The organism is Ilumatobacter sp. (genome assembly GCF_965215205.1).
GTDB lineage: Bacteria > Actinomycetota > Acidimicrobiia > Acidimicrobiales > Ilumatobacteraceae > Ilumatobacter_A.
Genome location: NZ_OZ244049.1, coordinates 1,001,375 through 1,021,402 on the forward strand (window position 1 = coordinate 1,001,375; position 20,028 = coordinate 1,021,402).

16 protein-coding genes are annotated in these 20,028 nt (G+C 73.4%); 8 read left to right on the forward strand and 8 right to left on the reverse strand.

Features of this window, described 5'->3' with window-relative positions; genetic code table 11:
- The first annotated feature begins 96 nt into the window (after window positions 1-96).
- Window positions 97-1,701 carry a methyl-accepting chemotaxis protein gene (locus tag ACOOHC_RS04745; protein WP_420452864.1) on the forward strand — a complete coding sequence of 535 codons (1,605 nt, stop codon included), beginning with the start codon at window positions 97-99 and terminating at the stop codon, window positions 1,699-1,701.
- A 61-nt stretch (window positions 1,702-1,762) separates the two neighbouring features.
- Here the strand turns inward: ACOOHC_RS04745 and ACOOHC_RS04750 are convergent, their stop codons facing one another.
- The 3 genes from ACOOHC_RS04750 to senA all read right to left on the reverse strand — a co-directional run bounded on the left by ACOOHC_RS04750 (window position 1,763) and on the right by senA (window position 5,240).
- A complete protein-coding gene (locus tag ACOOHC_RS04750) occupies window positions 1,763-2,743 on the reverse strand; it encodes a DUF808 domain-containing protein (protein ID WP_420452865.1) in 981 nt (326 codons plus the stop codon).
- Window positions 2,744-2,847: 104 nt separating this feature from the next.
- Window positions 2,848-3,900, reverse strand: a complete 1,053-nt coding sequence (locus tag ACOOHC_RS04755) for a glycosyltransferase (protein WP_420452866.1) — start codon at window positions 3,898-3,900, stop codon at window positions 2,848-2,850.
- Window positions 3,897-5,240: a selenoneine synthase SenA gene (senA, locus tag ACOOHC_RS04760; protein WP_420452867.1), complete on the reverse strand. Its 1,344-nt coding sequence runs from the start codon at window positions 5,238-5,240 to the stop codon at window positions 3,897-3,899. Before senA ends, ACOOHC_RS04755 begins: the two co-directional genes overlap by 4 nt.
- Before the next feature lie 56 nt (window positions 5,241-5,296).
- Between senA and selD the strand changes: the two genes are divergently transcribed.
- From selD to ACOOHC_RS04780, 4 genes are all read left to right on the forward strand, one after another.
- Window positions 5,297-6,340, forward strand: a complete 1,044-nt coding sequence (gene selD, locus ACOOHC_RS04765; RefSeq protein WP_420452868.1) for a selenide, water dikinase SelD — start codon at window positions 5,297-5,299, stop codon at window positions 6,338-6,340.
- A 173-nt stretch (window positions 6,341-6,513) separates the two neighbouring features.
- Window positions 6,514-7,524: a putative selenate ABC transporter substrate-binding protein gene (locus tag ACOOHC_RS04770; protein WP_420453857.1), complete on the forward strand. Its 1,011-nt coding sequence runs from the start codon at window positions 6,514-6,516 to the stop codon at window positions 7,522-7,524.
- A 2-nt stretch (window positions 7,525-7,526) separates the two neighbouring features.
- Window positions 7,527-8,300: a phosphonate ABC transporter ATP-binding protein gene (locus ACOOHC_RS04775; protein WP_420452869.1), complete on the forward strand. Its 774-nt coding sequence runs from the start codon at window positions 7,527-7,529 to the stop codon at window positions 8,298-8,300.
- Entirely contained in the window at window positions 8,297-10,009 is a 1,713-nt protein-coding gene (locus tag ACOOHC_RS04780) for a PhnE/PtxC family ABC transporter permease (protein ID WP_420452870.1), read from the forward strand. Before ACOOHC_RS04775 ends, ACOOHC_RS04780 begins: the two co-directional genes overlap by 4 nt.
- Here ACOOHC_RS04780 and ACOOHC_RS04785 read toward each other — a convergent pair.
- Window positions 10,002-10,562, reverse strand: coding sequence for a DUF1992 domain-containing protein (locus ACOOHC_RS04785; RefSeq protein WP_420452871.1), 561 nt, complete (start codon window positions 10,560-10,562; stop codon window positions 10,002-10,004). The genes ACOOHC_RS04780 and ACOOHC_RS04785 overlap by 8 nt on opposite strands.
- A 269-nt stretch (window positions 10,563-10,831) precedes the next feature.
- Between ACOOHC_RS04785 and ACOOHC_RS04790 the strand changes: the two genes are divergently transcribed.
- Both ACOOHC_RS04790 and ACOOHC_RS04795 read left to right on the forward strand, forming a co-directional pair.
- Window positions 10,832-11,950, forward strand: a complete 1,119-nt coding sequence (locus tag ACOOHC_RS04790) for a phosphotransferase (RefSeq protein WP_420452872.1) — start codon at window positions 10,832-10,834, stop codon at window positions 11,948-11,950.
- 88 nt (window positions 11,951-12,038) lie between these two features.
- Complete coding sequence (locus ACOOHC_RS04795; protein WP_420452873.1) at window positions 12,039-14,942, forward strand: putative bifunctional diguanylate cyclase/phosphodiesterase; 2,904 nt, start codon at window positions 12,039-12,041, stop codon at window positions 14,940-14,942.
- Between the two features lie 151 nt (window positions 14,943-15,093).
- On the opposite strand, the gene ACOOHC_RS04800 is transcribed toward ACOOHC_RS04795, so the two are convergent.
- From ACOOHC_RS04800 to ACOOHC_RS04815, 4 genes are all read right to left on the reverse strand, one after another.
- A complete protein-coding gene (locus ACOOHC_RS04800; RefSeq protein WP_420452874.1) occupies window positions 15,094-15,855 on the reverse strand; it encodes an SDR family NAD(P)-dependent oxidoreductase in 762 nt (253 codons plus the stop codon).
- Entirely contained in the window at window positions 15,837-17,300 is a 1,464-nt protein-coding gene (locus ACOOHC_RS04805; protein ID WP_420452875.1) for an acyl-CoA dehydrogenase family protein, read from the reverse strand. Before ACOOHC_RS04805 ends, ACOOHC_RS04800 begins: the two co-directional genes overlap by 19 nt.
- A 90-nt stretch (window positions 17,301-17,390) precedes the next feature.
- Window positions 17,391-17,951: an SAM-dependent methyltransferase gene (locus ACOOHC_RS04810; RefSeq protein ID WP_420452876.1), complete on the reverse strand. Its 561-nt coding sequence runs from the start codon at window positions 17,949-17,951 to the stop codon at window positions 17,391-17,393.
- An 86-nt stretch (window positions 17,952-18,037) separates the two neighbouring features.
- Window positions 18,038-18,793, reverse strand: a complete 756-nt coding sequence (locus ACOOHC_RS04815; protein ID WP_420452877.1) for a glycosyltransferase — start codon at window positions 18,791-18,793, stop codon at window positions 18,038-18,040.
- Between the two features lie 31 nt (window positions 18,794-18,824).
- Between ACOOHC_RS04815 and ACOOHC_RS04820 the strand changes: the two genes are divergently transcribed.
- Window positions 18,825-20,027: a hypothetical protein gene (locus tag ACOOHC_RS04820; protein WP_420452878.1), complete on the forward strand. Its 1,203-nt coding sequence runs from the start codon at window positions 18,825-18,827 to the stop codon at window positions 20,025-20,027.
- The last annotated feature ends 1 nt before the right edge of the window (window position 20,028 follow it).

The window sequence follows — 20,028 nt, forward strand, 5'->3', positions numbered from 1 at the left end:
GTTGCGGGCGCGGCTTGACGAGGTGGGGACGATCTCGTTCGACACCACCCGTCGACGGACCCCCTGGGGGCGGTCCAGCCAAGGAGTCAGTCATCCATGTTCACTTCATCGCGTGAGGAGCGCAGCGGCAAGCGGAGCTCGGTCAGCCGGAAGCTGCTCGGCGGCTTCGCCGTCGTCGTGGCGTTCACGGCCGTGCTCTCGATCGTCACCTACGGCTCGCTCTCGTCGGTCAAGGCGTCGAAGGACGACATCGTGCGGATCAGCACGGCGAACGATCTGTTCCGCCAGGCCGAGATGGCGCGGCTCGACACCGTGTCCGAGCAGCGGTCCTACCTGATCACGGGCGAGAGCTCGCACCTCGACGCCGCCCTCGCGAACCGAGCGCGGTTCGGTGAGCTCGCCGAACGAGGTCGATCGCTGGTGCTGGACCCGGCGCGCACCGCGCTCATCGACACGTACGTCGAAGCAGCCGAGGCGCGCTTCGACGACCTCGAGCAGGTCGACCGGGTCTTCGAGGAGGACGGGTTCGAGGCAGGGCGGGCGCTCCTGCTCGACGGTTTCGGCGCCGAGCACGCGCTGGAGTCGGCCGCGGCGGCCGACGCCCTGTCGGACAGCAACCTCGACCGCGTCGACCGGATCCAGGCGGACACCGCCGATGCGATCGCACGCGCTCGCGACGTGCTGATCATCGGGACCCTGCTCGCGGTCGCCGCCGCCGTCGTCATCGTCGTGCGCCTGTCACGACGCATCGTCACCGCCCTGGCCGCCGTGAGCGACTCGGCGACGGCCCTGGCGGACGGGGATCTGACCGCCCGGGCCAGCGTCGACACGAACGACGAGCTCGAGGAGATGGCCGAGGCGCTGAACGCGGCGATGGACAGCCTGTCGGAGACGATGCACTCGATCACCTCCGGCGCCAGCCAGGTGGCGTCGGCCTCGACCGAGCTGTCGGCCGTCGCCCAGCAGATGACCGCCGGCGCCGAGGACGCCTCCACCCAGGTGGTCCTCGTCTCCGAGGGCACCAGTCGGATCAACGCCGGCATGAGCACCGTGGCGGCCGCCGCCGAGGAGATGTCGGCGACCGTCAACGAGATCGCCCGCAACGCCAACGACGCCGCGCAGGTCTCCGACGAGGCGGCCTCGATCGCCGTGATGACCACCGACTCGGTGGGCGAGCTGGCCTCTGCGAGCGCCGACATCGGCAAGGTCGTCGACCTGATCGCCTCGATCGCCGAGCAGACCAACCTGCTGGCGCTGAACGCCACCATCGAGGCGGCTCGTGCCGGTGAGGCCGGCAAGGGCTTCGCGGTCGTCGCCGGCGAGGTCAAGGCCCTCGCCCAGCAGACGGCTCAGGCCACCGAGGAGATCCGCCAGAGCGTCGACGCCATCCAGCAGCGCACCGACGACGCCGGCACCTCGATCGGCCGCATGACCGAGATCATCGCCACGATCAACGAGCTGCAGACGGCGATCGCCGCGGCCGTCGAGCAGCAGGCGGCGACGACCCAGGAGATGAGCCGCACCGTGGGCGAGGCCGCCGAGGACACCGACGGCATCTCGGGCAGCGTCGACCAGGTGGCGCGCTCGGCCGCCGAGACGACGACGGCAGCCGGTTCCACCCAGGATGCGGCGACCGAGCTGTCGCAGCTGTCGAACGAGCTCCAGGGGCTGGTCGACCGCTTCCAGCTCGTCGACGCCTGATCCGACGGACCACCACGCGTCGGCCCCGACCGTCGTGGCTCACCGAGCGGAGGGATCCGGGTCAGTGGACGCCGCCGAGCTCCGTCGACCCGTGCTCGTCGCCGTGGTCGTCGCCGTGGTCGTCGCCGTGGAAGCGCGAGACGATCGCGACGACGACGGCGCCGACGACCAGGCCGATGAGCGCGGAGATCGCGGTGTTGACCAGCCACCCGAGGACACCGCCGATCCCCCCGACGTCTCCGACGCTCTCCTCGAGGTCGTGCACCGGGTCGTAGATGCCGTCCCAACCGAGCTCGTGGGTGCCGACGAGCAGGATGTGCCCGCCCACCCACAGCATCGCCGCGGTGCCGACGACGGTCAGCCCCGTCAGCAGCTTCGGCATCGCGTTCACCAGCGCCAGACCGAACCGGCGCGACCGCTGCGAGTCGCGCTCGGCGAGCATCAGCCCGATGTCGTCCATCTTGACGATCAGCGCCACGATCCCGTAGACGATCGCGGTGATCAGCAGCGCGACCACCACGAGGATCAGCGCCCGTGCGACGAACCCCTCGTCGAGGACCTCCTTGAGCGAGATCACCATGATCTCCGCGGACAGGATGAGGTCGGTGCGGATCGCCCCCTTGACCGTCTTCTCCTCGGCCTCGGGTCCGCGCACCACGGCCGGGACGTCGGGGGCGTGCTCGCCGGGCCGCAGCTTGTGGTAGATCTTCTCCGCTCCCTCGAAGCAGAGGAAGGTGCCGCCCGCCATCAGGATGATCTCGACCAGCGTCGGGGCGATCGCGCTGAGCAGCAGGGCGACGGGGATGATGAAGATCAGCTTGTTCTTCAGCGACCCGACGGCGATCCGCTTGATGATCGGCAGCTCGCGGTCGGCGGCGAGCCCGCGCACGTAGGCGGGGGTCACGGCGGTGTCGTCGACGACGACCCCGGCCGCCTTCGCGCTCGCGCGCGCCGCGGCCGTGCCGACGTCGTCGACCGACGCCGCCGCCAGCTTCGCCAGCGCGGCGATGTCGTCCAGCAATCCTGCGAGCCCACCGGCCATCGTCTCTCCTCGGTGTCGGGTGAGACGCCGAGGCTAATCCGAGGTCGCACGGCGGCCGCGAACGCCTCGTCGAGCGTGAGGCGCGTCTCGTGCGGCCGGTGCGGTCAGGGCCGCGCCGTGCGGTCGGGGAGCGCTGCGATCACGTCGGCCCACTGGCGGCGCTCGTGGGCGGGGTCGGTCATCCACCTCCGCTCGACGGAGCGCCCGCGCAGCTCGGCGGCGAAGTCGGGACGGGTCTCGAGGCGGTGAAGGACCCGCGCCAGCGCGCCGTGGTCGTCGACCGGCACGAGACCGGGGTGGTCGGCTCCGAGCAGGCCGCGGTTGCCGGCGATGTCGGTCCCGACGACCGCGACGCCGTGCGCGATCGCCTCGGACACGACGTTCGCTCCGCCTTCGAGCCGCGAGGTGCACGCGAGCGCGCTCGCCCGAGTGAGGAGGAGCCGTGCGGCCGGCGGCTCGAGGGGGCCGTGCCACACGTAGCGCGGGTTCTCGGCCATCTCCCGCTCGGCGGCGTCCCTCCAGCGGGCGTCGTGGGTCGACCCCGCGTGCTCGACGCGCACGTGCGACGACTCCGTCAGCTCCCGGGCGGCACGGGCGGCGAGGAGCGGTGCCTTGACGTCGCGCAGGTGAGCGAGCACCGCGACGACCACCGCCTCGTCACCGTCGATCCCGTCGATCTCGTCGTCGGGCTCGCCGCGTCCGGCGCGCCGGACGGGTCCGACGTCGACCTCGACCGACTGGTGCACGACCGACGCCTTGTCGGCGAAGGCCGGCTCGATCCCGGCGAGGTGGTCGATGGCCTCCGCCTGGAGCACGACGAGGTGGTCGGCGCAGCGCAGCGACGCGAGCGCCTCGGCGCTGTCGGGCAGGTCGCGGTACAGGTCGGTCCCGGCCAGGCCGACCACGATGGCGCGGTCGGACCGATGGGATGCGCTCCACGCCACCACCTCCGCGCAGCGCCGTGCGTGGAGCGCCACGAGCACGTCGATCCCGTCGTCGTCGACGGCGCCGAGCCACGAGTCGGCATCGCCCTCGACCACACCGACGACCTCGGCATCGTGGCCGAGCTGCGTCAGTCGACGGGCCCACCGCTCCCCGGTGATCGAGTTCCCCGAGTGCGCCCCCGGCCGGGCCGGGACGGCGAGGGCGATCCTCACCGCTCGGTGGCGCAGGTGCGGAACCCGGCGAAGACGTCGCGCCGGTCCGGGGTGAAGAAGTTGCGCGCGGTGGCGCGCACCGAGCGCGAGCGCGAGGCCCACGACCCGCCGCGCAGCACACGTCGCGTCCCGAACCACGGCTCGGAGTTCTCGCGGTACGCGTCGGGTTCGAAGTTCGGGTACGGCTCGAACGCGTCGTCGGTCCACTCCCACACGTTGCCGAACAGCTGGCGGTGGCCCCAGGGGCCGTCACCGTCGGCGAACGCCGTGACGTCGACGACGCCGCCGGTGCGCCCGTCGAGCGCCGCCCGGGCGTCGTGCTCGGTGGACCCCGCTCGCACGGGGTCGCCGAACTCGGCTTCCCACGGGAACTGCCAGCGCTTCGTGCCGTCGGGACCGGTCGAGGCGGCGAACTCCCACTCGGCCTCGGTCGGCAGTCGACGATCCGCCCACGCGCACCACGCCTGCGCCTCGTGCCAGTTGACGTGGTGCACCGGGTGGTGCGCGTCACCGTCGAGGGGGCGCCAGACTTCTCCGCTGCGGTGCTCCCATCCGCTCGACGGCGAGCCCCGCCAGTAGACGGGGTGCGTCGCGCCGACCTCGTCGCGCCACGTCCGCCCCTCGGTCGACCACAGCCGATCGGCGCCGTAGCCGCCGTCGTCGACGAACTCGGCGAAGTCGGCCATCGTGACCGCCGTGCGCGCCATCGAGAACGGCTCGACTCGGACCCGGTGCGCCCACTTCTCGTTGTCCATCACGAAGGGCTGGTGGCGCGACCCCCCGAGCAGAGCCGGCCCGCCGGCGACCTCGACGTCGCCGGACGCCGACGGGTCGTGGTCGAACGAGCGCCGTGGGGACACGAAGGGCGCCGGGAGCCCGAGCGTCTGGCGGGTGTAGGTGAGCGCTTCGACGTGGGCGTCGTGGTGGGCGACCGCGTAGGTGGCGAAGTGGGCGGTCATGTCCAGGCCGCCGTCGTCGAGGACGAGCTCGGCGAGCGAGTCGCCGACCCGTCGGACGTAGTCGCGGGTGCGGCGCGGGGTGGGCAGGGTCATCTCCCAGCGGGACCGGTGCGACACCTCGGCCGAGTCGTAGAAGCGGTCGATGTCCTCGCTGAGCCCGGCGCGGCCGTGGAGGCGGCGGTGGACGAGCTCCTCGGCGAACCAGCCGACGTGGCCGAGCTCCCAGAGGGGCGGGTTGAGGATCTCGAGGTACGGGCCGACCCAGCGGGGATCCTCCTCGACGGACTCGCCGAGGTCGCCGACCGCGGCGAGGAGCCGGTCGGTGGCGTCGCGCACCCAGTGGGCGAGCTCCTCGGGCGGTGCCCACTCCAGCAGATCCATGCCGCGACGATACCCACGGCCGTCGCGCACCCTTCCCCGTGGGTAGCGTCGCGATCATGCCCGAGGACGCGACCCCGACCCGTCTCACCCAGTTCAGCCACGGGGCCGGTTGAGGCTGCAAGCTCGCTCCCGGCGAGCTGGCGCACGTGGTGCGCCGACTGACCCCCGCTCCCGACGCCGACCTTCTGGTCGGCGCGGAGACCGGTGACGACGCCGCCGTCTACCGCATCGCGCCCGATCGGGCGATCGTGCTCACCGCCGACTTCATCACCCCGGTCGTCGACGACGCCCGCGCCTGGGGTCGTGTGGCGGCCGCGAACAGCGTGAGCGACATCTACGCCATGGGCGCGACGCCGCTGGTCGCGCTCAACCTCGTCGGGTGGAACGTCGACGAGCTGACGACCGAGATGCTCGGCGAGGTCATGCTGGGTGGGGGAGACGTCGCGGCGGCCGGGGGGTTCCTCGTCGTCGGCGGCCACACGATCGACGACCCCGAGCCGAAGTACGGGATGTGCGTGGTCGGCGAGGTGCACCCCGACCGGATCCTGACGAACGCCGGCCTGCGCCCCGATCAGGACCTGGTGCTGACCAAGCCGCTCGGGGTCGGGCTGGTGACGACCGCGATCAAGAACGGCGAGGCGACGCCGGACGTCGCCGCGGCGGCCGTCGAGTCGATGGCGCGGCTCAACGACGTCGCCTCCGTCGCGGCCCTCGACGCCGGGGCGACGGGGTGCACCGACGTGACCGGGTTCGGCTTGCTGGGGCACCTCGGCCGGATGGCGAGCGAGTCGGGTGTCGACGCCGTCGTCGAGGTGGACTCGGTCCCGCTCATGCCCGGAGCGCGCGAGCTCGCCGATGCCGATCGCTTCCCGGGCGGGTCGCGCCGCAACCTGGACTGGATCCGCGAGCGGCTCGACGCCGGCGGGCGCGACGAGACGACCTCGCTGCTGCTGGCCGACGCCCAGACCTCGGGTGGTCTGGTCTTCGGGGTCGAGCGGGGTCGTGGGGAGGGGGTCGTGGCCGACCTCGGGGGATCGGGCCACGTGGCGGCGGTCATCGGACGCACCACCGCCGGCAACGGGATGATCTCGCTCGCTTGAGCGTTCGAGCGGTCACTCCGCACGGTCACACGTGACCATTCTCGATGCGGGCGGCGACCCGTCCGGACCTCGCCGGTAGCTTTCCTGCGTCGCCACGTCGACGATCCGAGCGGCCGGGCGGTGCCCGGCCCGGGGTCGGCGTCCCACACCCCCCTCAGGAGCCAACCGTGAAGATGCCCTCCCGCCGCTGCCACCTCGTGTCGCTCGCGCTCGTCGCGACGATCGCCGCATCGTGCGGATCCGACGGCGGCGACGCCGCCACGACCGAGCCGGATCCGGACCAGCCCGCCGCGACGGCGGCCGCCCCGGCCACGGACGCGCCCGGGTCGACCGGCACCGAGCCCTCGGACGGCGCCGCCTCGGAGGATGCGTCCTCGACGCCCGAGTCGATCACCATCGGCGCGATCCCCGACCAGGATCCCGAGAAGATCGCTCGCAACTACGGCCTGCTGGCCGACTACCTCGCCGCGGAGACCGGGGTCGAGGTCGACTTCCAGCCGGTCACCGAGTACGAGGCGGCGGTGTCGGGGTTCCGGGTGGGTGACCTCGACCTGGTGTGGTTCGGAGGGCTGACGGGCGTCCAGGCACGTCTGCAGGTCGACGGTGCCGAGGCCATCGCCCAACGCGACATCGACGCCGAGTTCACCTCGGTGTTCATCGCCGGCACGGACACCGACCTCGAGCCGGTCGAGGACGTCGCCGGGCTCGCCCAGCTCGCCGATCACTCGTTCACCTTCGGGTCGGAGTCGTCCACCTCCGGTCGCCTGATGCCCCAGTCGTTCCTGGACCAGGCCGGGGTGTCGATCGACGACTTCGACGGCGAGCCCGGGTTCAGCGGCGCCCACGACAAGACCATCGCCCTCGTCGAGTCGGGGACCTACGACGCCGGCGCGTTGAACTCCCAGGTGTGGGCCTCGGCGGTGGAGGACGGCTCCGTCGACCTCGACGCCGTCCAGCTGATCTTCGAGTCGCCGACGTACTACGACTACCACTGGGTCGCCCGCCCCGAGCTCGGGTCGGAGCTCACCCCCGCGATCGTCGAGGCGCTCGGGGCGCTCGACCCGGCCGATCCCGAGGAGGCCGAGATCCTCGACTTCTTCGGAGCGACGTCGTTCATCGGGACGGAGAGCTCCAACTACGACGACATCGAGGCGGTCGGTCGCGCCAGCGGGCTGATCGAGTAGAGGTGCCCGACGCGGCGGAGGCTCCGCTCCTGGAGCTGTCGGACGTCACCGTCCGGTACGGCCGCCGCGGCCCGCTCGCGCTCGACGGGGTCAGCTTCGAGGTCTCGGCGTCCGAGCGCGTCGCCCTCATCGGCCCGTCGGGGGCCGGCAAGACGTCGATCCTGTCGCTGGCCAACGCCCTCGTGCTGCCCACCGGGGGGCGGGTGCGGGTGATGGGGGTCGACGCAGCGCGCCTCGGCGAGCGCGCCCACCGCGGGACCCGGCGCCTCGTCGGGACCATCCCCCAGGACGACGCCCTCGTCGGGCCGCTGCGGGTGGCGCAGAACGTGGCCTCCGGTCGCCTGGGCCGGTGGGGCGCGCTGCAGACGCTGCGCAACCTGGCTCGCCCCCGCGACGTCGACGAGATCGTCGAGGTGCTGGCGGACGTGGGGATCGCGGACAAGCTGTGGGCGCGCGCCGACCAGCTCTCGGGAGGCCAGCAGCAGCGGGTGGCGATCGCCCGCGCGCTGTTCCAGGGGGCTCGGCTGCTGCTCGCGGACGAACCGGTGAGCTCGCTCGACCCGGGTCGGTCCGCCGCCGTGCTCGACGTCCTCACCCGCGCCGTCGAGACCGATCCGCGCCGGGCGCTGGTGATGAGCCTCCACGACGCCCCGCTCGCGCTCCGCGCGGCGACGAGGGTGATCGCGCTGCGCGACGGCGCCGTGGTGTTCGATCTCCCCGCCGACCGCGTCGAACCCGCCGAGCTCGACCGGCTGTACGCGATCGAGGGCCGATGAGCGCGGGCGCCCGCGTGGCGGGCGCGCCGGTCGGCGGGCGCCCGGCCGAGCCGACCGACGACGAGGTGCGGATCCCGTCGCGCCCTCCGGCGCGGTGGGATCGCCGGGGGTGGTGGATCGGGGCGGCGGTCCTCGTCGTCGCTTCGGTGGCCCGTGCCGGGGTCGACGTGCGCGACCTGCTCAACCCGCGTGGGTTCAACCAGTTCGGCGACTTCTTCACCGCGATGGTGCGACCGGAGCTCGGTGCCGACTTCGTGTGGCTGGCGGTGCGCGAGGCGGGGGTGACCCTCGGCTACGCCCTCCTCGGCACGGCCCTCGCGATCGTGATCGGCGTGATCGGCGGCCCGCTGCTCACCGAGCGGGTGTGGCTGTCGGCGTCGGGGGAGCACGGGCGCCGACGGTGGATCTGGTGGGGGCTGCGCGCCGCCTTCGCCGTCCCACGTTCGATGCACGAGGTCATCTTCGGGCTGATCCTCGTCAGCATCCTCGGCCTCGACCCGCTCGTCGCCGTGCTCGCCATCGGCATCCCGTTCGGATCGGTCACCGCGAAGGTGTTCGCGGAGCTGCTCGACGAGGCTCCTCGCGGCGCCGAGTCGACGCTGCGCTCGATGGGGGCGAGTCGGATGGCGGCGCTGGTCGTGGCGACGGTGCCCTACGCCCTCGGAGACGTCGTCAGCTACGGCTTCTACCGATTCGAGTGCGCGATCCGCAGCGCCGCGGTGCTCGGCATCGTCGGAGCCGGCGGTCTCGGCTTCCAGATCGCGCTGTCGTTCCAGACGCTGCGCTACGACGAGATGTGGACCCTGCTGTGGGCGTTGATCGCGCTGTCGGGGCTCGCGGACGCGTGGTCGTCGCTGGTTCGGTCGCGGCGTGCGGCGACGGGGGTCGAGATGCACGCGCAGCTCTCGACGGTGCCGCCGCGCCGCGACCGCGTGCTGGTCGCGAGCGCCGTGGCGTTCGTGGCGGCGGTGCCGGTCGCGTGGTGGCTCCTCGACCTGCACCTGTCGTCGCTGTGGTCGCAGCGCGCCCGCACGCTCGGCGCCGAGCTGTTCGACGAGGCGTGGCCCCCCAGCCTCGGGTCCGACGGCCTGGGAGGACTGGTGTCCGACAGCGTCGACACCGTCGCCCTCGCGGTGCTCGCGCTCGTGCTGGCGTGGACCCTCGCGTCGGTGCTCGCGTTCGTCGCGGCTCGACCCCGCGGCGCCTCGCGTCCGTGGGTGACGCCGCGGACGGTCGTCGGCGTGGTGGTGCGCGCCGTGCTGCTCGTGGCACGGTCGGTCCCGCCGCCGGTGTGGGCGTTCCTCACCGTGTTCGTGCTCCGTCCCGGGCTGTGGCCGGGGGTGGCCGCCCTCGCCGTCTACAACCTGGGCGTCCTCGGGAGGTTGCAGGGCGAGGTCGTCGAGAACCTCGACGACCGGCCGGGCGAGGTGCTGCGATCGGCCGGCGCGACACCGTTCGGGGTCGCCGCGGTCGCGACCGTGCCCGCCGTGTCGGGCCGGTTCACGGCGCTCGGCCTCTACCGCTGGGAGGTCGCGATCCGCGAGACGGTGATCGTCGGCGTCGTCGGGGCGGCCGGGCTCGGGCGGACCATCGAGGAGCAGTCGGCGCGCTTCGACTACGACGGGATCCTGGCCAGCATCGGCGCCCTGCTCGTGGTGACGCTGATGGTCGACGTCGTGAGCAGCGGGCTGCGGCGAACGATCAGGTGACGCGCCGCGGGCCTCGGCGGGCCCGTCGCCACCAGCCACGGCCGAGCGGGCGTCGGGGGACGGGGGCCGGGGTCTCGGACCGTCGGTCGGGGTCGCCGTCGGGCCGGGGATCGGGTGCGCTGCCGCTGTCGGCGTGGGCGTCGGGGCCCGTGCCGAGGGGGCGCTCGGCGCGCCAGCGCTCGAGGATCGCGGCGACGTCCACCGGTGCGACCGTCGTCGGCGGACCGGCCGTCGCGTGGCTGTTCACGTAGCGGATCCGGACGTTCAGCCGCTCGATCCGCTCGACGACGTCGGCTTCGCGGGTGGATGCCATCGCGGCGCGGATCGCCTCGTCGCGCTCGGCGCGCACCGCGATCGACGGGGGGACGTAGCGGACGTCCTCGCTCCGCATCTTGCGCTTCACCCACCACATCTCGTCGTGGGGTTCGTCGAGGCCGGGCATCGGCCGACCGCGGCCGGGGAGGTCGTCGAAGGCGCCGTCGCGCTGGCCGTCGCGGATCTGGCGTTCGATCCACGACTCCCAGCTGACGTTCGAGGGTTTGCGTTCGGTCATCGCGAGGTGCTCGGCCGGGCTCGTGGGACGTCGGAGCTCCCCGGCCTCGTCCGGGGCCGGTGGACGAGGCCGGTGGGTCGCACAGTATGCGCGCGGCGACCGCCCCACCGGGCGCGCCGGGCCCCGGTGGATCAACGGCACGTCCGGTCCCGTGCGTGGGGGTGGTCGGGGGTACGGTCGCCGGCGGGGGAGAGCGAGGGGTGCAGCGCCGCGTGCCGGAGCCCGTCGCACGTCCAGCGGCACGCGACTCGCACCACGCAGGGGGAACCATGACGACCATCCCGGACCACCACGACGACATCACCGTCGACTGGCTGAACGACGTCCTGCGCTCGGCGGGCGAGATGGCGACGGTCGACTCGTTCGAGCGTCGACCCATCGCGGAGGGCGTCGGGATGATGGCGACCATCGAGATGGTCGATCTCACCTACTCCGACGGGGAGGGCCCCGACACCGTCGTCGTGAAGCTGCCCGCGACGAACGAGGCCAACCTCGGGGTGGCGCTGGCGTTCGACCTGTACCGCCGCGAGGCGCTCTTCTACCGCGACCTCGCGGAGCGGACCTCGGCGAGCACCCCCCGGATGTTCTTCGCGGACGCCGAGGGTCCCGGGGAGTTCGCCCTGGTGATGGAGGACCTGCGCGACTACCGCCTCGGTGACCAGGTGGTCGGGTGCGAGCTCGCCGACGCCGAGGCCGCGGTCACCACCCTCGCCCGCCTGCACGCCCCGTTCTGGGACCGCGTCGACGGTGACGACTTCGAGTTCATCCCGTACGAGACCCCCTCGGTCCACGGCGACGCGCTGCGCGACGGCGCGGCCGCCGGGTGGGACCCCATGGTCGAGACCTTCGGCGCCGCGGTGCCCGAGCACATGCGTGCGGTGCGCGAGCGCTTCCTCGCGGCGATCCCGGCGATGCAGGAGTGGCTCGTCACCGCCCCGTCGACCGTGGTCCACGGCGACTTCCGGATGGACAACCTGTTCTTCGGCGACGAGTCGGGCCAGGAGCCGATGGTCGTGATCGACTGGCAGGGGTGCTTGCGCTCGAAGGGCGTCCGTGACATCGCCTACTTCCTGACGCAGAGCGTCCCGACGGATCTGCGCCGGGAGCACGAACGTGACCTCGTCGAGCGGTGGCGCTCGGCCCTGGAGGACGGCGGGGTCGAGGGCCACCCCGCCGAACGGGCGTGGGAGGACTACCGGCGAGCGGTGCTCTGCATGTGGATCCCGGTCGTGGTGATCGCCGGGACCCTCGATTCCGACAACGACCGGGCACGTGCCTGGATGACCGCGATGATCCGCCGGTGCGCGGCGGCGATCGAGGATCTGGGGTCCCTCGATCTGCTTCCCGAGTTCGAGGAGCGGGAGCGAGACGACCCGACGCCGGTCTGATCTCGCCACTTGATCTCGCCACGGAGAGCGGGCGGTCGACGTCTCGAAGCGGTGGACATCACCCGTTCGGGTGAGTATGGTCCCGCAGGTGAGAGGGAGGGCCACCGAGCTCTCGGTGCACGCGACGACGATCGAGCCACCGGGCGACCCGCGGACGGACCGGGGACGGGCGCCCATCGCGGCGGCCATCGTCCTCGTGCTCGTCGTCGGGGTGGGGTGGTTCGGCCACGACCGGCAACTGCGCGACGGCGCGCTCGACGATGCGGGCGCGTCGATCGAGCGGCTCGCGTCGGATCGGCTCGACGTCGTCGAGCGATGGGCGAGCGACGCGCTCGACGACGCTCGCTACTGGGCCGCCGATCCCGTGGTGGTGGCAGCGGTGTTTGAGCTCGCCGTCGTCGACGACGCCGACCTGGTCGACCACCCCGCGCAGCGACGGGTGCGGGACCGGTTGCGGTCGTTCCTCGAGCTCAACCGCCTGGCCGGCTTCTTCGCCGTCGCTCCCGACGGCCGAAGCCTGGCCTCGTCGCGAGATGCCAACGTCGCCACCGAGAACCTGGTCGCCGTCGAGCAGCCCCGGGTCTTCGAACGGCTGCTCGGCGGCTCCTCGGCGATCACGCGCCCGCAATCGAGCGACGTCCCGCTCGGGGCGGACAGGGAGCTGGCCGAGACGATGTTCGCCGGCGCCCCGATCACCGTCGGCGGCGAGACGGTGGCCGTGCTGCTGCTGCGGATCGTCCCGGAGCTGGAGCTCGGCCCCATCTCCGACGACGTCGGCGTCGTCGGCGTCACCCACCTCGTCGTCAGCGCATCGGGGACCGCGGTGACCGGCGACGACGCGATCGCGCCGCTCGACTCGGTGTCGGTCGGCGGCGTCGCGGCGTCGTCGCTGTTCCGGAGCGGATCGAGCGACGGGAGCACCGTCGGGGTGATCGGGAGCGTCACCCCCGGGGGAGCACGGCGAGCACCCGCGACGGAGAGGATCGTCGGGTGGGACGTCTCGCCCGAGCTCGGGCTCGGGATCGTCGCGTCGATCGACGCCGAGCGTGCCCTCGAGGCGTCGCGGTTCGAACGTCGTGCGTCCGCGGCGACCGCCGCGGTCCTCGCCCTGGCGGGTGTCGTCCTGGTCGCCGTCGGCCACCGACTCGTCCGCCGCTCGCACGATCGCGAGCTCGAGGCCAGCCGACGGCGCTTCCGGTCGCTCGTCGACCTCTCGCCCGACCCGGTGCTGCGCGTCCGCCCCGACGGGACCGTGCTGGCGGTGAACCGAGCGCTCCTCCGGATACTCGACTCCGGCGACGGCACCTCCGTCGACGTCGCGCTCGCCCGTTCGAGCGCGGACCCCGCCACCACGATCCACGACCTCGGTGAGCGCGACGACGTGCTCGGCGAGATCTCGCGGCGATGGCCGACGATCGCGCAGCGCCCGACGCCGTCGGAGATCGACCGCATCGCCACCGTGCGGGCGAGCGGCGAGAGGTACCACCGGGTGCGCCTGGTGCCGGTGGTCGCCGACGCGGAGGGAGAACGGGAGGTGCTGGTCGTGGTCACCGACGTCACCGCGCACGTCGTCGACGAGCTGCGCCTCGAGGCGCTCGCTCTCGTCGACTCGCTGACGGGACTGTGCAACCGCGCCGCCATCACCGATCGCCTCGCGCACGCGCTGCGGGCGCTCGAACGCCCCGGCCACGGCACGGGCGTCGCGGTGGTCGTCGTCGATCTCGACCACTTCAAGACGGTCAACGACGCGTTCGGTCACGCCGTCGGGGATCGCGTGCTGGTCGAGGTGGGGGGCGTCCTCGCCGAGGGACTTCGCGCCCACGACTCGATCGGCCGTGTCGGCGGGGACGAGTTCGTCATCGTCTGCGAGCAGGTGCCCGATCGCGACGCGGCGCTCAGCCTGACCCGACGGCTCGTGCGCCTCGTCGACGAGATCCAGATCTCGGCCGACGGGTCGACGATCGTGCCGTCGGCGAGCCTCGGCGTGGCCTGGACGGACCGCCCCGTCGCTCCGGCCGATCTCGTCGTCGGCGCCGACCGGGCGATGCTGGCGGCGAAGCAGCGCCGCATCGGACCGGGCTTCTCGATCGCGGACGATCCGGCGAGCCCGGACCCCCTGGCACCCTCGCTCTCGCGCGACCTGTTCGGAGCCCTCGACCGAGGCGAGTTCGAGGTGCGCTACCAGCCGATCGTCGACGTCCGCGGCGACGTGCTCGGCGCCGAGGCGCTGCTGCGCTGGAACCACCCCGCGCTCGGCACGCTCGCTCCCGCCCGGTTCCTGGGCGACCTGATGGAGACCGGCTTCATCGGGCCCGTCGGGAGGTGGGGGATCGGTGTCGCGCTGGCGCAGGCGGCCGCGTGGCGCGACGCGGGGCACTCGATCACGATGAACGTCAACGTGAGCCCGGTCGAGCTCGCTTCGGGAGCGCTCGACGTGGTCGCCCGCGACATCGAGCGCCACGGCCTCGACCCCTCCCGGGTCTGCGTGGAGATCACCGAGCACGCCTTCGCGGGTCGGGTGCTGACGTCGGGCGCGATCGCCCGGCTCGGCGACATCGGGGTGCGCATCGCCCTCGACGACTTCGGGACCGGTGCGTCGACGTTGTCGCACCTGCGTCAGCGTCCTCTCCACACGATCAAGCTCGACCGCTCGTTCGTGGCCGGCGCCGATCCGAGGGGACCGACGTCGGACCTCGACGAGCCGATCCTGCGCACCATCATCCGCCTCGCCGACGTCCTCGGCCTGGGAACGGTCGCCGAGGGGGTCGAGTCGAGGACCCAGCTCGCGTGGCTCCACGAGGCGGGGTGCGCCAGCTTCCAGGGGTGGGCGTTCGCCCCGGCCCTGCCGGCCGCGGACTTCGACCCGGGGGCGCGGCACGTCCCGGTCGACGTGTCGTCGGAGCCCGCGGCGGCGGTGTCGCGCGTGCCGTCGAGCACCGATCGGGAGCCGTCCGCGGTCAGCCCGCCATCATCAGCCCACCCGACGCGCTGAGCACCTGACCGGTCGCGGACGCCCCGCCCGTCGAACCGACGCGAGCCGCATCGCACGACACGTCGACGACGCGGTCCGAGCCACGCTCGACCATCAGCGGGAGCACCGCTGGTGGATGTGCAGCGTGGCCCGCTCGCTCACGTCGGGACCGTCACCTGGGCGCGAAGCGCGTCCCGGCGTCGAGGCGGATCGTGTCGCCGTTCAGCATCGGGTTCTCGATCATCGCGATCGCCAGGCGGGCGTACTCGTCGGGGCGCCCGAGGCGCTTCGGGAACGCCGAGTCCTTCACCAGGTTGGCGGCCATCTCGTCGGACACGCCCGCCGTGAGCCCGGTCGCGAACAGGCTCGGGGCGATCGTGTTCACCCGGATCCCGAGCGACCCGAGGTCGCGCGCCATCGTCAGCGTCATGCCGGCGATCCCGGCCTTCGCGGCGGTGTACGCGACCTGGCCGATCTGACCCTCAAACGCCGCGATCGATGCGGTGTTGATCAGCACCCCGCGCTCGTCGTCCTCGTTCGGCTCGTTGTCGGACATGTGGGCGGCGCACAGGCGGTTGGTGTTGAACGTCCCGACGAGGTTGAGGTCGATCACGGACCGGAAGGCGTCGAGGTCGAAGGGACCCGATCGCGACAGCGTCCGGCCGGCGGCACCCCCGCCGGCGGTGTTGACGGCGACGTCCAGCCCGCCGAGCGCCTCGACGGCCTCGCCGATCACGACCTCGATGCCCTCGAAGTCCAGCACGTCGGTGGGGTGCCAGGTCCCGCCGAGTCCCTCGGCGACGGCCGCGCCGTCGGACGACTCGCGATCGAGGATCGCGACCTTCCCGCCACCTGCGGCGATTCGCTCGGCGGTCGCACGGGCGAAGCCCGACGCCCCTCCGACGAGGATCGTTCTCAGTCCGTCGATCTGCATGGTGTCGCTCTCTCCTGGGTGGGGTCGTGGTCGCACGTCCCCGGGTCGGCCGCCTCGGCCACGTGGTCGGGCGGTGGGTGTCGTCCCGGCGACGGGCCGCGCTCGGCTCCCGCCGATGCGTCGACCCGGCCGAACGGTCGCCCCCGGTCGGGGGCGGGCTCGCGTGCGAGGCCGAGGACGGTCTCGCCGAGGATGTTGCGTTGGATCTCGTCGGTGCCGCCGGCGATCGACTGGGCCGGGGTCGACACGAGGACCTCGGCGACCACGGCGTCGACGGGGTCGAGACCCTCCGACAGCATCCCGTGAGCGCCGGCGAGCGTCGAGTGCACCGCGTTGCACCGCCGGGCGACCTCGGAGAGGGCGAGCTTGCCGATGGAGCCCTCCGCTCCCGGGGGGCGACCGAGGCGGCGCGCCACGCGCGCCCTGTCGGCGGTCCACCCCGCGGCGCGATGCACGGCGACGAGCTCCGCCACGCGATCCCGGGCGACCGCCTCGCAGCTCCCGGGCTCGCAGCTGCGTGATCCGCGACCCCCGGGCACGCCTCTCGCCGGAGGCGTCGGCACCGGCTCGCCGACGGGGGATCCTCGACGGGCCCCGCCGCGCTGCGCGGCGCGCCCGATCGCGAGGTCGATGCGACCCTGGCGCTGCGGGTACCAGACGTAGGTGCGCTGATGCTCGGCGGCCTCCGCGCGCGCCTCGTCGACCACGCGGCCGCCCAGGTGCGCGTCGAGGGGCGCGGAGCCGCTCGAGGTGAACGAGCGCTCGTGGGACAGGGTGCCCCGTGCCACCGCCCACCCCTCGCCGACCCCGCCGACGACGTGATCGGCCGGCACGCGGGCCTCGGTCAGGAACACCGCGTTGAACGAGGCGTGGCCGTTCATCTGGTGGATCGGGCGGACCTCGACCCCGGGCTGGCGCAGATCGAGGAGGAAGTAGGTGAGCCCCGCGTGCTTGGGGACGTCCCAGTCGCTGCGCGCGACGCAGATGCCCATGTCGGCGTGGTCGGCCGACGTCGTCCACACCTTCTGGCCGTCGAGGACCCACTCGTCGCCGTCGCGCACCGCCGTCGTGCGCAGGCCGGCCAGGTCGGATCCCGCACAGGGCTCGCTGAACAGCTGGCACCACCGCAGCTCCCCGGTGAGCGTGGGCCCCAGGTACCGCTCCCGCAGCTCGTCGTCGGCGTGGTCGTGGATCGTGGCCGCGGCGAGGCTGAACCCGCCGCCGGGCGGCACCGCGACCCCGCCGGCGTCGACGATCGCACGGTGCGCGACGCGGTCGCTCCACGCGGGCAGGTCCCGGCCGTGCCAGCGCGACGACCACGACGGGACCGCCCATCCGGAGGCGACGAGGCGCTCGCGCCACGCGAGCAGAGCGATGTCGGGATCCCAGGCGTCGCGGAACCACGCCCGCACCTGCTCCTCCACCTCTGCTCGATCGATCGCCATCGCCCTCCGGTCGGTGCCGGGGACCATCGTGCACGCCACGGCGCCCGGGCGACGAGCCCGAGGGCGCACGCCGACCGACGGCGAGGGAGCTCAGGGGCGCCGGCGCCAGACCCCCAGGCTGAACCCGGCGTCGTCGTGGGTGCAGTGCCGCTCCAGCCAGGCCACATCGTCGAGCGAGTCGTGCACCTGGCGGGCGGTGCGGGGGTAGTTCGTCTCGCCCGTGTAGTGGACCGCGACGAGGGTGCCGCCGGGCTCGAGCCAGCGCTCGAGCGCCTGCAGCGCTCGCTGGGCGTCCCGCTCGTCGAGGTAGTACGCGACCTCGGACCAGACGACGAGGTCGCCGCGACCGGCCGGGAGGTAGGTCGGGAACACCGCCTCGAGGACGTGGACGTGGTCGTGGTCGGCCATGCGCCGTCGGGCGCGCGAGATCGGCTCGGCCATGTGGTCGAACGCGAACAGCTCGTCGCACCGCTCGGCGAGGCGCTCGGTGAGCACCCCGTTCGCGCACCCCGGCTCGAGCCCCCGCCGGTAGCGGTCCTGGGGGAGCACGGCCACGGTGATGTCGTACTTGCGCTGCTCGTACCGGCTGGTCTCGAACCCCCACGGATCGGGATCGGAGCAGTACACCGACTCGAAGTACGACGTCGGCATCGATCCCGACCGCGTGCCCGGGTCGACCCACGTCGCGCGGGGATCGGGTCGTGCGCTCGACACCGGGCGCCGGGGCATGGAGGCGCTCACGCCACGACCTGGGACAGCGCGTCCAGGTCGGCCGCGAAGCCGTCCGGCGCTCGACCGACCCGGCGGGCGTCGGTGACGACGCTGAAGGAGGAGTCCGACACGACGGGCCCCATCGCCGACAACCGCCGCCACAGGTCGTGGTCCTCGCCGGTGGCGAGCGCCGCCCAGCCACCCGAGGAGAGGTAGGCGTCGGCCCGGAAGCCGAGGTTCGCGGCGTGGACGTGCTGGTGCGTCCCGTCGTCGGCGAGCACGTAGGCACGGTCGAAGGCGCGGATCAGCGCCGGGGTCGCGCCCCGTGCGAGGTCGAGCGTCACGATCCCGGCGATCGCGACGAAGCCGGCCGCCGCGGCGTCGAGCTGGCGCGTCAGCCAGTCGGGCGGGACCAGGGTGTCGGCGTCCGTGCTCGCGACCCAGATCCGCTCGTCGGGGACGTCGACCGCTCCGAGGGCGTGGGCGACGCCCAGGCACCGTGCGGATCCGGCGCTCGCGACAGAGACCTCGAGCACCGCGTCGGGGTCGGGGAGCGCGGCGCGGGCGAGCTCGGCGGTCGCGTCGCTGCACCGGTCCGCGACGACCACGACCGTCGATCCGATGTGGGACGGCATCTGGAAGCGGGCGCGCTCGAGCGCGACCAGCGTCGGGCCGAGGCGCTCCGCCTCGTCGCACGCCGGGACGACGATCACGACGTGCTCGATGGGGGGCCGCCTCACGGGTGCGACGAGCTCGGCGACGTTCGTGTCGGGTTCGATCACCTCGAAGCCGTACCCACCGGGGGGCCGGGGGATGCACGGGGCGTTCGACGACCGCGACCTGAATGGGGCGACCCGGACGTGGGTACGCGACGACCTCGTGTTCGGGTACTACGTCCACCACCACGGTTCCGGGCACCGGGTGCGCTTCGCCGCGATCGCGAGCTCGACGGCGGTCCCCGTGGTCGCGCTCTGCGAGCTCGACCTCGGGCGGATGCCCCACGGTTCGGTCCGGCTGCCCTCCGACGTCCCGGCCGGCGACGTCGTCGACCCGACGGCGTCGGGCGGCGTGCACTGGGCACCGATCGACCCCGCCGCCTCCGCCCGTGCCCGGGCGGTCGTCGACTGGATCGACGACCGACGACCCTCGGGCGTGGTCGTCGACGTGTCGTGCGAGATGGCGCTCCTGTGTCGCCTGGCGGGTCGCCCCACGGTGGTGGTGCGCCAGCACGGCGATCGCGACGACGCGATGCACGAGATGGCGCACCGGAGCGCGATCGCCCTCCTCGCTCCGTGGCCCGAGGTGCTCGAGAGCGAGGCGACCCCGGCGTGGGTCCGCGAGCGCACGGCGTACGTCGGCTTCATCGGGGTCCCGTCGGACCCGGCTCGCACGTCGACGTCGGCGGCGGCGCAGCCTCGCGACGTGCGCGCCGGACCCGACGACGTGGTGGTGCTGTGGGGGTCGGGCGGGGGTCGCCTGGAGCAGGGTGACCTCCACCGGTTGGCCCAGGCCGCCCGGCCGGGGATCGTCCGCTGCCTCGGCGACTTCGGCCACGTCGCGGAGCCCCCGCCGGGGGTGGAGCTCGGCGGGTACGCCGATGACGTCGACCGCGAGCTCGCGCACCGTCCGCTCGTGGTGGCCAGCGCGGGGAACAACGCCGTCGCCGACGCCGCGCGGGCGGGGTGCGCGCTGGTGGTCATCGCGCAGGACCGGCCCTTCGACGAGCAACGGCGCCACGCCGAGGCGTTGGACCGGGCGGGCCTCGCGGCGCCCGTCGCGGCCGGGGCCGACGTGCGCGCCTGGTCGAGAGCCCTCGGCGTCGCGCGCGAGCGGGCGCCCCGACTGGCCGCCGTGACCGACGGCGAGGGGTCCGCACGGGCCGCGGCGGTCGTCGAGCGGGCGTTCGGCGAGCGAGCGGAACCCGAACCGACCGACCGCACCGTGGCGACCGTCGACGGGGACGCACGGGTCGCGACCGATCTCGTCGGCGGGGGCTCCCCACGGGGAGGCGGGTGAG